The sequence below is a fragment of the Planococcus rifietoensis genome (assembly GCF_001465795.2).
In the GTDB taxonomy this organism is placed as follows: Bacteria; Bacillota; Bacilli; order Bacillales_A; family Planococcaceae; genus Planococcus; species Planococcus rifietoensis.
The window spans coordinates 1,633,048-1,645,169 of the sequence record NZ_CP013659.2 but is presented as its reverse complement, the minus strand read 5'-3'; the positions used below and the strand labels follow the sequence as shown (position 1 = coordinate 1,645,169).

Annotated in this window: 14 protein-coding genes; 9 read left to right on the top strand and 5 right to left on the bottom strand. The window is 48.6% G+C overall.

What is annotated here, in order from left to right; all coding sequences use genetic code 11:
* Window positions 1–54: 54 nt before the first annotated feature.
* Together AUC31_RS08175 and AUC31_RS08170 are read right to left on the bottom strand one after the other, a co-directional pair.
* On the bottom strand, window positions 55–1,014 hold the full coding sequence (locus AUC31_RS08175) for an alpha/beta hydrolase (RefSeq protein WP_058380517.1): 960 nt from the start codon (window positions 1,012–1,014) through the stop codon (window positions 55–57).
* 12 nt (window positions 1,015–1,026) lie between these two features.
* Window positions 1,027–1,926 (bottom strand): hydroxymethylglutaryl-CoA lyase, encoded by a 900-nt coding sequence (locus AUC31_RS08170; protein WP_058380518.1) that lies wholly within the window; start codon window positions 1,924–1,926, stop codon window positions 1,027–1,029.
* Between the two features lie 74 nt (window positions 1,927–2,000).
* On the opposite strand from AUC31_RS08170, the gene AUC31_RS08165 reads away from it, so the two are divergent.
* Together AUC31_RS08165 and AUC31_RS08160 are read left to right on the top strand one after the other, a co-directional pair.
* Complete coding sequence (locus tag AUC31_RS08165; protein WP_058380519.1) at window positions 2,001–3,185, top strand: acetyl-CoA C-acetyltransferase; 1,185 nt, start codon at window positions 2,001–2,003, stop codon at window positions 3,183–3,185.
* A gap of 12 nt (window positions 3,186–3,197) precedes the next feature.
* Window positions 3,198–3,407: a DUF3886 domain-containing protein gene (locus tag AUC31_RS08160; RefSeq protein ID WP_058380520.1), complete on the top strand. Its 210-nt coding sequence runs from the start codon at window positions 3,198–3,200 to the stop codon at window positions 3,405–3,407.
* Between the two features lie 44 nt (window positions 3,408–3,451).
* On the opposite strand, the gene AUC31_RS17710 is transcribed toward AUC31_RS08160, so the two are convergent.
* A complete protein-coding gene (locus tag AUC31_RS17710; RefSeq protein ID WP_167549912.1) occupies window positions 3,452–3,595 on the bottom strand; it encodes a hypothetical protein in 144 nt (47 codons plus the stop codon).
* 239 nt (window positions 3,596–3,834) lie between these two features.
* On the opposite strand from AUC31_RS17710, the gene AUC31_RS17705 reads away from it, so the two are divergent.
* Window positions 3,835–4,005 (top strand): hypothetical protein, encoded by a 171-nt coding sequence (locus tag AUC31_RS17705; RefSeq protein WP_157073475.1) that lies wholly within the window; start codon window positions 3,835–3,837, stop codon window positions 4,003–4,005.
* Window positions 4,006–4,112: 107 nt separating this feature from the next.
* On the top strand, window positions 4,113–5,600 hold the full coding sequence (locus tag AUC31_RS08155; protein ID WP_058380521.1) for a flotillin family protein: 1,488 nt from the start codon (window positions 4,113–4,115) through the stop codon (window positions 5,598–5,600).
* A gap of 65 nt (window positions 5,601–5,665) precedes the next feature.
* On the opposite strand, the gene AUC31_RS08150 is transcribed toward AUC31_RS08155, so the two are convergent.
* Window positions 5,666–6,085: a hypothetical protein gene (locus AUC31_RS08150; RefSeq protein WP_058380522.1), complete on the bottom strand. Its 420-nt coding sequence runs from the start codon at window positions 6,083–6,085 to the stop codon at window positions 5,666–5,668.
* A gap of 347 nt (window positions 6,086–6,432) precedes the next feature.
* Entirely contained in the window at window positions 6,433–7,335 is a 903-nt protein-coding gene (locus tag AUC31_RS08145) for an aldo/keto reductase (RefSeq protein ID WP_058380523.1), read from the bottom strand.
* An 80-nt stretch (window positions 7,336–7,415) separates the two neighbouring features.
* Here AUC31_RS08145 and AUC31_RS08140 point away from each other — a divergent pair, with 80 nt between their 5' ends.
* The 5 genes from AUC31_RS08140 to AUC31_RS08120 all read left to right on the top strand — a co-directional run bounded on the left by AUC31_RS08140 (window position 7,416) and on the right by AUC31_RS08120 (window position 12,080).
* A complete protein-coding gene (locus AUC31_RS08140) occupies window positions 7,416–7,967 on the top strand; it encodes an NUDIX hydrolase (protein ID WP_058380524.1) in 552 nt (183 codons plus the stop codon).
* A gap of 104 nt (window positions 7,968–8,071) precedes the next feature.
* The gene (gene fur / locus AUC31_RS08135) at window positions 8,072–8,539 is read left to right on the top strand and encodes a ferric iron uptake transcriptional regulator (protein WP_058380525.1); all 468 of its coding nucleotides are present in this window, start codon (window positions 8,072–8,074) and stop codon (window positions 8,537–8,539) included.
* Window positions 8,540–8,602: 63 nt separating this feature from the next.
* On the top strand, window positions 8,603–9,505 hold the full coding sequence (gene xerD, locus AUC31_RS08130) for a site-specific tyrosine recombinase XerD (protein ID WP_058380526.1): 903 nt from the start codon (window positions 8,603–8,605) through the stop codon (window positions 9,503–9,505).
* Window positions 9,506–9,573: 68 nt separating this feature from the next.
* On the top strand, window positions 9,574–10,758 hold the full coding sequence (gene deoB / locus AUC31_RS08125) for a phosphopentomutase (RefSeq protein ID WP_174520000.1): 1,185 nt from the start codon (window positions 9,574–9,576) through the stop codon (window positions 10,756–10,758).
* A gap of 17 nt (window positions 10,759–10,775) precedes the next feature.
* Entirely contained in the window at window positions 10,776–12,080 is a 1,305-nt protein-coding gene (locus AUC31_RS08120; protein WP_058380527.1) for a pyrimidine-nucleoside phosphorylase, read from the top strand.
* The last annotated feature ends 42 nt before the right edge of the window (window positions 12,081–12,122 follow it).

Genomic DNA, 12,122 nt, shown 5'->3' with positions numbered 1-12,122 from the left:
AAGAACCACCGTTCGTTTCTGAACGGTGGTTCTTTTTTGTGCATTCATTTTAGCTCAGCTGGAAATCTGTGAAACATCAGCAGCAGGTTTGGGTGCCAATAAACCGTGGGCCATCAGGAAATCTGCAACCGTCTCTTCGTATTCTTCCGGATTTTTATTGAATGATTGGGCATGCTCGCCTTCATCAAACAATTTCAGCTGTTTGGCGCCTTGTTTCAATTCGAATAATTCTTTCGTCATTTTCGGCAAGACGAATTCATCCGGCAGGCTATGGATGAACAGCACGGGCTTTGCAATCTTTTTTACGACTTCCCGGGGTGATACGGTGGTAATGGAATAGCCGTCGCGCAGCTTCAGGAATACATTGGCAAGGCGAAGCGCCAAAGAAGTGCGCATCGGCGTCGTCGTGCGCATGACGTGCAGAATCTGTTCGCTGATATCGGAATAGGCACAGTCGGAGATGTAAAAATCCGCCGAGTCCTCCATTCCGGCATATAATAGCGTCGTCGCGGCGCCCATCGATTCCCCGTGGATGCCAAAGAACAAAGATGGCCCGACATGGAGTTGTAAGGCCTTTACAACTGCTTGCAAATCCAGCTTTTCATAATGCCCGAAGCTCGTCGTCTTGCCGCCCGATTCGCCGTGCCGGCGGTGGTCATAGACGACAGAGTTGAACCCGAGGCGTTCGAACATGCGCGCATATTTAAACGAGTTCACTTTGCTTTCGGTGACGCCATGGCAAATGATGACGTAACGGTTTGTGGTGTGCGGCTCCAGGAAAATCGCTTTGATCGGATAGCCGTTAGCGGATTCGATCCATTGTTCGCTTTTTTTGGCGTTGGCATACCAAGCTTCATCATAGCGTTTGGCGTTCGTTTCCCGTTCCAAAATCAAAGAGGCGTCTTTATTCTTTACATACATCAGACGGTTGCTTGCGGCAAAACCCAATGCGGCAAAAGAAGCAGTCAATGTGCTCGAGACGATGGCTGTAGTCATCAATAGTCGCTTTTTCACGGCGCACACACCTCATTTTCTGTTTTTGTACAACGTATACATCCCTGTATGCAGCGGATTCGATACATGCGGTTCAATGAGCGAAATCGCTTCGTAAAGTTTCTCGAGATCGACCCCGGTGTCGACACCCATGCGGTGGAACATATGGACCAAATCTTCGGTCGCGACATTGCCGGTAGCACCCGGTGCAAATGGGCAGCCGCCAAGCCCGCCGGCAGATGCGTCGAACCGGTCGACTCCGGCAATAAGTGCTGCATAGGCATTGGCCAGCGCCATGCGTCTCGTGTCGTGGAAATGCGCCGCAATCAGCACTTCCGGAAATTGCTCTTTCAATCGGCTGAACAACTCATGGCTTTCTTGCGGGTTCGCCAGGCCGATCGTATCGGCGACGCTCAATTCATCGACTCCCCAATCGACGAATTGGCGGCATAAATCAATCGTTCGCTGCGGATCGATTTTTCCTTCAAACGGGCAGTAGAACGCTGTTGAAATACAGGCGCGCACGAAGATGCCGTCTTGTTTCGCTTTTTTAATCAATGGTTGTAATGTTTCCATCGACTCAGCCGTCGTCTTGTTGATGTTTTTTTCATTGAATGAATTGGTAACCCCGACAAAGACAGCGATCGAATCGGCCCCGGCCTCCAAGGCAGATGTGATGCCGCGTTCATTCGGCGTCAGGACCATTTGGCGGCCGATCTTTTGTGCGCCGGCAACAATATCCCGTGCATCGGCCATTTGCGGTACCCATTTCGGCGACACAAACGAAGTCAACTCCATTTCCTTTAATCCTGCTTCCTGCAAGGCCTTGATAAAATCCAATTTGTCTTCGGTGTTGACGGTCCTGGCTTCATTTTGCAGGCCATCGCGCGGCCCAACCTCGATAATCGTAGCTGTTTTTGGTAAACTAAACATACTATCCCCCCTTAGCTTTATTGTAGCGATAGGGGGGATAAAAGAGCAAGAATCAGACAAGGGGGATAAAAGAAATGTCACAAGAAATCGTAATTGCAAGCGCTGTCAGAACGGCGGTCGGTTCTTTCCAGGGTACGCTGAAAGATGTGCCGGCGACAGATCTCGGAGCCATCGTTATCAAAGAAGCTTTATCGCGCGCAGGGGTAGCGGGCGATCAAGTATCGGAAGTCATCATGGGCAATGTCCTGCAAGCAGGGCTCGGGCAAAATCCGGCGCGCCAGGCTTCCATCAAAGCAGGGCTTCCGGAGACGGTGCCGGCGATGACCATCAATAAAGTATGCGGATCCGGCTTGAAATCGATCCATTTGGCGTATCAGGCGATTTTTGCAGGTGATGCCGATATCGTGGTGGCAGGCGGCATGGAGAATATGAGCCGTGCCCCATATCTATTAGAAGGCGCAAGAGACGGCTACCGCATGGGCGACCAGAAAGTGGTCGACAGCATGGTCCATGACGGCTTGACGTGTGCATTCAACGATTATCATATGGGCGTGACAGCCGAAAACCTATGTGACCGCTACGAGATTTCGCGCGAAGAACAAGATCGTTTTGCGGCTCGTTCACAAGCACGGGCATCCGCGGCAATCGAAGGCGGACGTTTTGACGAGGAAATCGTGGCTGTAGAAATCCCTCAGCGCAAAGGCGATCCGGTCGTCTTTACTACGGATGAATACGTGAAAGCTTCTTCAACCGAAGAGAAGCTTGCGAAACTGCGCCCGGCGTTCAAGAAAGACGGCTCAGTCACAGCCGGAAACGCATCCGGTATTAACGACGGTGCGGCAGCAGTGATCGTCATGACGAAAGAAAAAGCCGACGAACTGGGCATCGAACCACTCGCGGTCATTTCTGCGAACGGCAACGCAGGCGTCGATCCTGCTGTCATGGGCATCGGTCCTGTACAAGCGGTGAAAAATGCTTTGAAGAAAGCCAATATGACACTTGGCGACATCGATTTGATCGAAGCGAACGAGGCATTTGCGGCGCAATCAATTGCAGTTGACCGTGAACTGAAGTTTGACCACGAAAAATTGAATGTCAACGGTGGCGCCATCGCGATCGGTCACCCCATCGGCGCGAGTGGTACACGGATTTTCGTGACGCTTCTCCACGAAATGAAAAAACGCGACGCCAAGACAGGCCTTGCGACACTTTGCATCGGTGGCGGACAAGGGGTGGCAACGATCGTAAAACGCCCATAAGGAGAGAATGGTATGGCGAAAGACAAACTCAACGACAACGGCCTTTTTTCGGAAGAGCAGCTAATGAAGCTGAAGGCCACAAAAAAAGAATTAGTGAAAGACAAGCAGAAGCTTGAAGAAGAAAAAGAAGCGCAGCGGCAGTTTGAACGCAAAGAGCGCGAAAAGAACCTATCGTTTGCCGAATTGCTCGAGCGGCATGGAGATTCAGGAACTAAATATTAAACGCAGAACCCCCCTGTCACGTTTGTGACAGGGGGGTTCTGCGTTCAAGCCAACCATTCCAGCAGAAAAGTGATTAAGTATAAGGGGGTGCCTATGATGACCACCCCAGCAGCAAAATAAGAAAAACCCCATACAATCCAACTTAGGATATCATAAATCGCGCCAGCCAGATCATCGATAAGTTTCATGGCCTGCCACCTCATTTCCAAGAAAATAACCATCTTTTGCCATGCAGTGTTTTTTCTATCTTACCAAATAATCAGCCAACAGATGGGATAATTTTTAATTAGTTAATTATTTCCAAAATATTTTTATATTCCATTTACTATCAATTGATATAATGAAAGAAGTGCACGTTACTATCAAGACTAATCAACGAGGCTTAGAAGCTTGAATAGGGAAAATTCAATTACAGGAGGATAAGAAGATGAACGACGAAGAGTTTCCGCCAAACTCGGCGCTGGAGAAAGAGCCGGAACAAAGGGAACCCAGGCTGATTCAGCCGCATACGAAACCGTGGATCCATTTTGGTTATTTTGTGTTTGTATTGATGGTATTGTCCATCATTTTTTCATTGATTAAAGTGATGGCGGACTAGTTTTTAAAAAGAATGGCTATTCTTTCCCTTTTTTTGAAACATCTTACTGATTCGACCGTATAGAATAGGGCAGGAGAAAATCAGCTTACTGAAAAGGATGGGATAAGATGGAGTCAATCGGAATTATTTCAATTTTAATTGTGGTTCTCATTTTGGCGGCAGTTGCCGGCGTCGGCTATTTCTTTTGGATGAAAATCCGCTACCGTACCGCCAAATCGAACGAAGCCTTGATCATTACAGGGCCGAAACTCGGGGATCCGAAAAAAGACACGAACATCTTTACGGACGATGAAGGGCGTTCCATGAAGATCATCCGCGGCGGCGGTTATTTGCTGCGCCGCTTCCAAACGTCAACGCCAGTCAATCTAACGTCGTTCCAATTGAAGTTGTCGACGCCGCGTGTTTACACGAATGCGGGTGTCCCGATCGTAGCGGATGCTGTCGCGATGGTCAAAGTTGCAGATACTTTGAATGGCATTGCTAATTACGCCGAGCAATTCCTTGGGAAAAAGCAAGAGGAAATTGAAGTTGAGATCATCGAAGTGCTCGGCAGTAATTTGCGTGCCATCTTATCGAAGATGACCGTTGAAGACATCAATAGCGACCGGGAAAAATTCAATACCGATGTCCAGGAAATCGCACAAAAACAGCTTGATTTAATGGGCTTTAAAATTACTTCACTCGGATTGACCGACCTTCGTGATGCTGATGAAGACAATGGCTATCTCGAGAACCTGGGTCGTCCGCGCATCGCTGAAGTCCGCAAGCAAGCGGAAATCGCAGAAGCGAACACGGAACGGGAGACACGCATTCACCGTGCCCAGACCGATCAGGAAGCGAAAGAAGAAGAGTACAAACGCCAAATTTCCATTGCTGAATCCCGTAAATCAAAAGATTTGAAAGATGCGGCATTTAAGGAAGAAACCGAACGCGCACGCGCCAAGTCTGAGCAATCGTATGAACTCGAAAAAGCGAAACTCGCGATGGAAATCCAGGAAGAAGAATTGAATATGCAGTTCATGGAACGCGAACGTGCGGTCCGCCTTGAAGAAGAAGAGAGCAAAGTCCGCAAAACAAAAGCGGATGCTAGCTACTACGAAACCACGCGTACGGCAGAAGCGGAAGCGAGACGTTCTGTCATTGACGGTGAAGCGAAAGCGAAGATCAAGCGCGATGAGGGTGCTGCTGAAGCGGAAGTCATCCGTGAACGTGGTAAAGCGGAAGCCGAATCCCGTAAATTGCTTGCTGAAGCCATGGAAGAACATGGCGATGTCATCATTGCAGAGAAACTGATCGATATGCTGCCGGTATTCGCCGAAAAAGTGGCACAGCCGCTCAACAATATCGATTCCGTTAAAATCATCGATTCCGGAAACGGCCAAGGCGTCCCGTCATTCGGCAGAAGCGTCACTCGCACAATGGTCGATATGCAGGAACCATTGAAGGAAATGACGGGCATTGATATTGCTGACATGCTGAAGACCTACACTTCGAGAAATACACAGTCTATCGAACCGGTCAGCCAACCAGCCAATGATCAATTTGATGACCAGCCTGTAGATGAAGCAGCCAAAGAGGATCCTGAACAGATTTAAAGTAAATCAAACGCAAAAAGACGGAGAACAGTTGATGTTCTCCGTCTTTTTTATATGCAAAGCTTCTAGACCGTCATGATGTCTTTGAACATTTGCTTTAAGCTCTTGGCGACGTCGTTGAAATGAAATTCCCTCCGCGCTTCAGCTTGCTGCTGCTCGATGAATGTTTCGGAAGTGCGCTTTCTGGAAAAAGGCGTCAAGGTATGAAGCTCTTTTGGCTGGGTTTCGGCCAGCAAGCGCAAAGATGCAAATACAGGCTCTGAGAGTTCAAAGCGCTGATAGCCGTCAGGCATATGGATGATTTTCTCCGGGGCGTCTGCAAGCAGCCAGCGATCTTCCGCTTCCCATGCCAGCTTATGATTTTTAAACTCCTGTCCAAGGGATCTAGTCACAGATTCAACAACGAGGTATGAATGCATCGAAATGGCATCTCCGTCTGCTGACTGATAAGATTTTTTGGATTGGGTCAAATAAAAATTCATCATTTTGCACGCCCCCGATTTCTTGAAATTAAGGTTTGAAAATTTCAGTCGTAATCAGTATATTCACTTCTAGGTATTCTTTCAAACCTTCAAAAGTCCTTTTCGATAAATAAAATACTCTAGGTACAAACTCTGTTTTTTCCGAAAAAACACCCGATAAAAATTAGCAAACCCGCGATGTAAATGGGGTTAGCTTAAAATCACATAACCGCGTAATTTACATGTATAAGCCTTGCCTATGAAAAAAGGTACAAACGTCCTTAATGGGATTGAACTGCTTTTAAAGAGACAGACATGGAACAAAAAAGCGCCCCGCAGCAGGCGGGACGCCATTCTCTTAAAGCAACTGGTTAATCGCGATGTTGTTCATAGCGGTCCAGCCGCGTCGCTTTCTTGGCTTCTTCAACCTGCTGTGCAGTGACAGTCTGTTGGTAAGCTTGCAGCGTTTCGCGTAATTGCCCAGGGTTGCTCGCTCCTGTGACCGCTGCAGCTACGGTACTATCTGACAGCACCGAATGCAGGGCGAGTGCATGGACATTGTCATGGATGGCCGAAAGCTTTTTCAACGTAGCCGTCAGCTGATCCGGTCCATACTGCAGATAGTCGCCCATCTTCTCAGCGCGTGTGAAACCTTCAGCCGTCAGCAAGCCTTTTGCCAAACTGCCGCGTGCAATGACAGAACGGCCGGCTTGACCGATCTCCGGCAAGAATTCTTCAGGGCGCCGGTCAAGGAGGCTGTACTGCATCATGATGGAAGCAATCTCACTATTGTTCAAAAAGCGCCGGATGACATTCGGCCGAATGGATGAGATCCCGTAAGCACGGATCAAGCCTTCTTTTTTCAATTCCTCGAACGCTTCAATCGTTTCTTCTGAGTTATCGGAGATCATCCCCCCGTGAAGCTGGTACAAATCCAAGTAATCCGTTTTTAGGCGGCGCAGCGAGTTATGGATTTGTTCTTTGATATATGCTTTCGTCGGGTTCCATTGGACTTCATCCGAGTCTTCCGACCATTCATTGCCCACTTTGCTCGCGAGGATGATGTCTTTGCGCCGGTTGCCAAGTGCGGCCCCAACGATTTCCTCGTTCTGTCCTTTGCCATAAAAATCGGCAGTGTCAAAATAAGTGACGCCATTGTCTATTGCTTCGTCAATTATGGCTCCTGCTTGTTTCGGGTCTTCCGGCAGGGACATGCAGCCAAGTGCAATTTCACTGACTTCAAATCCGCTGGTTCCCAGTGTATTGTATTTCATCATTTCACCTCATTGTAAAAATTTGTTTCCTCTATGGTATACTTTGCGGTATTGAAACTACAAATGAAATGAGGGCCAGTATGAAGAAATTTGAAGAAAAAACAATTCATAGTGAACGTTTATATGAGGGAAAGGTCATTAATTTGAAAGTTGACGACGTGACACTGCCAAATGGCAAACAGTCGAAGCGAGAATTGATCGAACACCCGGGAGCGGTAGCGGTCATCGCATTGACGGGTGAAAAGAAAATCATCATGGTTGAACAATACCGCAAAGCGCTAGAGCGCTCACTTGTCGAAATTCCGGCGGGTAAACTGGAACCTGGCGAAGCTCCGGAGTACACAGCCATGCGCGAGCTGGAGGAAGAGACAGGCTATTCAGCGGACAAGCTCGAAAAAGTGATCAGCTTTTCGACATCTCCGGGATTTGCTGATGAAGTAGTGCATGTTTTCTTCGCGAGCGGCTTGCACCGAGCGGTCAACGACGCCGTGACGGATGACGACGAATTCGTGGAATTACTGGAAGTGACGGTAGAGGAAGCACAAGGCATGATCGATAACGAACGGATTTTTGACGCCAAAACCGCTTACGCTGTGCAATGGGTTAAAAACTACTTATCAGATAAGAATTAATCCAATTACTAGTTAAGAATCATTCTAAATAATAAACGGCATCGATTGTTGTAATCGAGAACGCCCTTTTGATATAATGAATACAGTTTGAGGGAGGGCGTCGCATGGAAACAAGGATAGATCGTATAAAAAAGCAATTACACGCTGCGAGTTATAAGCTGACGCCACAGCGTGAAGCAACGGTACGAATTTTATTGGATCATGAAGAAGACCATCTAAGTGCTGAGGATGTCTATCTTTTGGTCAAGGACATCGCACCGGAAATCGGCTTGGCTACGGTATACCGTACATTGGAACTTCTGACCGAATTGAAAATTGTCGATAAAATAAATTTTGGGGATGGCGTTTCCCGTTATGATTTGCGTCAGGAAGGCGCAGCACACTTCCATCATCATCTGGTCTGCCTAGAGTGCGGAGCGGTGGATGAAATACAGGAAGACTTGCTTGAAGATGTCGAAACAGTCGTGGAAAAGCGCTGGAATTTCCAGATCAAAGACCACCGTCTGACTTTTCATGGCATTTGCTGGCGCTGCAATGATTCGGGTGCTGATAAGCCGGAAAAAGACGCTTAAAAGGCGGCCTGTCGTAGGCCGTCTTTTTTTCATCTTCAATAAACAGCAAAAGGAGGAATCTCAATGAATGACGCGAAAGATGCACTGGATGATTATTTGCATTTTCTCCGTGTGGAAAGGCAGCTGGCCGATAACACGCTGACTTCATATGAACGTGATTTGAAAAGCTATATACAGTACATGAGTGAAGTTGAACAATTGGAACGGCTCGGAAAAATCGAACGGGTCCATATTTTGAATCACCTTCGCCATCTGCAGGAAATGGCAAAAACCTCGCGTACAGTGGCAAGGCATATTTCCTCAATTCGCAGTTTTCACCAGTTTTTGATCAGGGAAAAGCGCAGCGATTCGGATCCCACCGTCCACTTGGAAATGCCTCAAATGGACAAGAAGCTTCCAAACATCCTATCTATAGAAGAGATCGATGCGTTATTGAATTCCCCGGATACATCAAAAGCCAGCGGGCTGCGCGACCGGGCCATGCTGGAATTGCTGTATGCGAGTGGCATGCGTGTCAGTGAGTGCATTAACCTGGATATGGAAGATGTCCATTTGACGATGGGATTCGTGCGCTGCATAGGAAAAGGCGGCAAAGAACGGATCATTCCGCTTGGCCGGGCTGCGCTTGAGGCGAACCGCCAATACATTGAATCGGGACGCCTCACGCTGCGAAATCCTTCTGAAAAAACTGATGCCCTGTTCATCAACCAAAGAGGGAAACGCTTGACGCGGCAAGGGTTCTGGAAATTGCTCAAGCAGCACGCCCAGAAAGCGGGCATCCAGAAAGAATTGACGCCGCATACATTGCGCCACTCATTCGCCACCCATTTAATTGAAAATGGGGCAGACCTGCGTGCTGTACAGGAAATGCTAGGACATGCCGATATTTCAACGACCCAAATCTATACCCATGTCAGCAAGACGCGTTTAAAAGATGTATATTCGCAATTTCATCCTCGTGCCTAACAGAGGTCTGACTTCCGACAATGGCTATTGATATGATAGAATAAAAGGGCAAATAAGGAGGAACTTACATGACAATGAAACCGTTTACTCGCATACACTTAATCGTACTGGATTCAGTCGGTATCGGCGAAGCGCCGGATGCTGAAGCTTTTGGAGATAAAGGGGCAGATACGCTCGGCCATATCGCGCAATCCGTCGGCGGGCTATCGATGCCGAATATGGAGAAGCTGGGTCTAGCGAATATCGTCCCGGTCAAAGGGCTTGAAGCGCAAGAAGCGCCAGCTGCCCATTTCGGGCGTCTCGAGGAGGCTTCTGTCGGAAAAGATACGATGACAGGGCACTGGGAAATCATGGGGCTCAACATTGACACACCGTTTAAAGTTTACCCAGAAGGATTTCCACAAGAATTGATCGTTAAGCTTGAACAAGCGACAGGCCGCAAAGTCATCGGCAATAAACCGGCAAGCGGCACTGAAATCCTTGACGAACTTGGCCAAGAACACATGGAAACGGGCGCGTTGATTGTCTATACGTCTGCTGACCCGGTTCTGCAAATTGCGGCACACGAAGAAGTAATTCCATTGGATGAGCTGTACCGAATTTGTGAAACAGCCCGTGAATTGACTTTGGACCCGGAATTTTTAGTCGGGCGCGTCATCGCTCGCCCATTCCTGGGTGAACCTGGAGCATTCAAGCGCACATCCAACCGTCACGATTACGCCTTGACGCCTTTTGACCGCACTGTCATGAATGAACTGCAGGATGCTGGGAAAGATGTCATCGCTATCGGCAAAATTAACGACATCTATAATGGCGCCGGCGTGACGGAATCTGTAAGAACTGCGGATAATGCGGATGGCATGGATAAGCTCGTTCAAGTCGTCGGCAAGGATTTCAATGGCTTGAGCTTTTTGAACCTTGTGGATTTTGATGCGCTCTTTGGCCATCGCAGAGATCCTGAAGGCTACGCAAAAGCGCTCGAAGCATTCGATCAGCGCCTGCCGGAAGTACTGAAAGGCTTAAAAGAAGACGATTTACTGCTCATCACGGCAGACCATGGAAACGACCCGACTTTCCCGGGAACCGACCATACGCGCGAATATGTTCCGCTTCTCGCATTCTCTCCCCGCTTTAATGGCGGATCTGACCTTGGAACAGGGTCGACATTTGCAGATATCGGTGCGACCATTGCCGATAATTTCGCTTGCGAACTGCCGAAATTCGGCACAAGCTTCCTATCGAAACTAAACTGAAAAGGCGGTAATGATCAATGAGAATGGTGGACTTGATTGAAAAGAAACGGGACGGCCATGAGCTGTCCACAGAAGAAATCCGTTTTATCGTCTCTGGCTATACGAATGGCGAAATTGCCGATTACCAAATGAGCTCATTCTTAATGGCAGTGTTTTTCCAAGATATGAGTGAACGTGAACGGGCAGATTTGACGATGGCGATGGCGGAATCTGGAGACCAAATCGATTTGTCAGCCATTGAAGGCATTAAAGTGGATAAGCATTCAACAGGAGGAGTCGGCGATACGACAACGCTAGTCCTCGGGCCGCTTGTCGCAGCGTGCGGCGTTCCGGTAGCGAAAATGAGCGGACGCGGGCTTGGACACACCGGCGGAACAATCGATAAACTCGAAGCGATCGACGGTTTCCACGTCGAGCTGTCGACAGAAAATTTTATCCGCCAAGTGAACGAACACAAATTGGCGGTCATCGGGCAAAGCGGCAATTTGACGCCTGCCGATAAGAAAATGTATTCCTTGCGCGATGTAACGGCGACTGTCAACAGCATCCCGCTGATCGCAAGTTCGATCATGAGCAAGAAAATCGCAGCCGGCGCAGATGCCATCGTCCTTGACGTGAAAACAGGCGAGGGCGCATTCATGAAAACCGAAGAAGATGCCAAAAAACTGGCGCACGCCATGGTCGGCATCGGCAATGCGACAGGGCGCAAAACGATGGCCATCATTTCAGACATGAGCCAGCCGCTCGGCTTTGCGATCGGTAATGCGCTGGAAGTAAAAGAAGCGATTGAAACGCTGCAAGGAAAAGGCCCGGAAGATCTCACGGAGCTATGCCTCGTGCTCGGCAGCCAAATGGTCGTCGTCGGCGGCAAGGCAAAAACTTTAGAAGAGGCGCGTGCCATGCTAGAAGGCGTCATCAAAGACGGCTCAGCACTCGAAGCGTTCCGCCAATTGATCGAAGACCAGGGCGGCAACCCGGCTGTAGTGGATGATCTCAGCCTATTGCCGCAAGCGAAGTTCGTTACCGAACTGCCGGCAAAGCAGGATGGCTATATTTCCTATATGGAAGCGGATGAAATCGGGACAGCAGCGATGGTGCTCGGTGCAGGCCGCGCGACGAAGGATTCGGTCATCGATCTATCGGTCGGTTTGGTGCTGCATAAGAAAGTCGGCGATTTCGTCAAAAAAGGCGAAGCTTTGGCGACGATTTATTCCAATACACAGGACCTCGCGGAATGCCAGGAAATGTTATACAATAGTATCGAGTATTCAAACGAGCCGGTTGAAGCGATTCAACTCGTCTCTGCTTTGATCACCGATTAAACGAATCTTGCTGGGTCTAGGCTCAGCAAGATTTTTACTATA